The organism is Dehalobacter sp. (genome assembly GCF_030063005.1).
Taxonomy (GTDB): domain Bacteria; phylum Bacillota; class Desulfitobacteriia; order Desulfitobacteriales; family Syntrophobotulaceae; genus Dehalobacter; species Dehalobacter restrictus.
Map to the genome: position 1 here is coordinate 1 of NZ_JAPDHR010000005.1, position 1,960 is coordinate 1,960.

At 37.9% G+C, this 1,960-nt stretch carries 3 protein-coding genes; 1 reads left to right on the forward strand and 2 read right to left on the reverse strand.

Annotated features, from left to right (window positions below; genetic code table 11):
* Positions 1-312: 312 nt before the first annotated feature.
* Together OKX56_RS01905 and OKX56_RS01910 are read right to left on the reverse strand one after the other, a co-directional pair.
* Positions 313-903 carry a DUF1638 domain-containing protein gene (locus tag OKX56_RS01905; RefSeq protein WP_015043301.1) on the reverse strand — a complete coding sequence of 197 codons (591 nt, stop codon included), beginning with the start codon at positions 901-903 and terminating at the stop codon, positions 313-315.
* A 90-nt stretch (positions 904-993) separates the two neighbouring features.
* A complete protein-coding gene (locus OKX56_RS01910) occupies positions 994-1,299 on the reverse strand; it encodes a pyridoxamine 5'-phosphate oxidase family protein (protein WP_015043302.1) in 306 nt (101 codons plus the stop codon).
* Between the two features lie 122 nt (positions 1,300-1,421).
* On the opposite strand from OKX56_RS01910, the gene OKX56_RS01915 reads away from it, so the two are divergent.
* The gene (locus OKX56_RS01915; RefSeq protein ID WP_051014027.1) at positions 1,422-1,808 is read left to right on the forward strand and encodes a winged helix-turn-helix transcriptional regulator; all 387 of its coding nucleotides are present in this window, start codon (positions 1,422-1,424) and stop codon (positions 1,806-1,808) included.
* Positions 1,809-1,960: the final 152 nt, after the last annotated feature.

Here is a 1,960-nt window from a genome sequence, read left to right on the forward strand (position 1 = left end):
ACCCGATATGCGTAATACGACTTAATACTTTAATTCAATATTCATTTTTAAAGTCCGCATTTGGTGGGCTTATTTTGGTGTACCCTTCTTTTTACGCAGTCTCATGTCTGAACTCTTTCAAACTAATACCTCCGTTTGAATATTTCAGCCATATCGACTGATAGTGCAGAGAAAGCCGGTTTTCATCGCTTATTGCAGCACCTTTCGGAATTTACAGATTCCAGCTAATCGGCTTATTATACATTTCTGTTTGATGTGTCAAAAAACAAAGCTTATATTAGAGCACGCCTTTGCCGGCGAGAATGAGAAAATTCAATCTTTGCTGATATTTTGACACATTTCAATTATGACATTCTTAAAATAATCTAAAGAAATCGGTTCAATATCAATGGACACTTGAGTATAATCAAAAAACTCCAATATTTCTTCGTCAGAAATATTGGATACCCCGCTGTCAAGCACAAGAATCTCATACGATCCGAAATTTATCCTGGCATCAACCGGGTCCCATCCCTGTCCTTGCTGAAATATTTCATGCCAGTATTTTAACCAGCCGCTGGTCATATAAAAAACATTATACGCGCTATCTATCTCTTTTTTTCTTTCTGGATCGAATAACAACTCGATACAGTTATGCGCTTCTGGATAAGTGGCTCTGAAATCCCTGGCTATTTGAGATAATTCCTGATGACACATGCTTCCATAAAGCAGCAATGTTTTTTGATTTTTGAGAGATTCCAGACCGTTAACAATTCCTGTCTTCAATTTTTTATTGTCAACATGCAATGCAGGCGGCACAAAATTAATGACTATATTTTGATTAAGTAAATCCAGCTTGACTTCCGGCAGAATTTTTTCAATTTCTGGCTGAAAAATACCACAGGATAATATATGCACAACCATGTTCTACACAACTCCTTAGATATCCCTTCTTTTTGTTATGAGCCCAACAAAAAGAAGGGATATTTATGTTGTCATATATTGATAATTTTTTTATATTAGCGCATCTACTCCGGTAGGGATGAAAATAAGTTGCTTATCTTTTGCCTCCGCCGTGCCTGTGAGTCGATAACCTTTAGGCCCCCCATCCATGGTTGCCCCTACCACCCATGCATTTTTATTTGATGCTAGATTCTTTTGTGTGATCTCCATCTTATAAATACCGAAGACCACTGTGTCACTTACTACTTGGCCTTTACCTGCAATAATAGGATGAGGGGTTCCGTTTGCATCTACCGTAACAAGCGAGAGAAATGCCGATCCTTCAATAACTTTCTTTACATCTTCATTGATAACCATATTTTCGCCTCCATAAAAATTATATGATAGCTATTCACTCTGTTATTGCTATCTAGTATAATAATACTACTGCGCTATTTCATTTTCAAGAACGCAGAATATAATGAGTAGGTGCGGAAAATATGATCAAAGTAATCGATCAAAGTAATCGGCCTTGTAAAGATAATTGCCCATGTATGGACTATTGTCCATTGGGAAGTGCTCTAAGGGTGGTAGGTGGAAAATGGAAGATACCAATTTTATGTGCCCTTCATCAGGATGGTACGACAAGGTACAATGAACTGAAACGTAAGATTAGAGGTATAACAAATACTATGTTAGCGAGTTCATTAAAAGAGTTGGAGGAAAATGGCCTTATACATCGTGAACAACATATGGAGATGCCGGTGCGAGTAGAATATACATTAACCGACATTTGCCGTGACTTAATGCCGATTCTAAAGCAACTTGCACATTGGGGAGTTCAGGTTCATACGTCGGAATCGCCACAGGCACATACTACTGAATAAAATATCAGAATAATAAATCTCTGGAATTCATATAAAGTCCCATTCCTTTCGCTGTGCTCAAGGCACAAAAATTTAATGAAAGTTCCCCCTGTGGTATAATTTAATAGGATAAGCAGATACACTACAGAGCACGGGGAGGTGAGTGGTGTAGG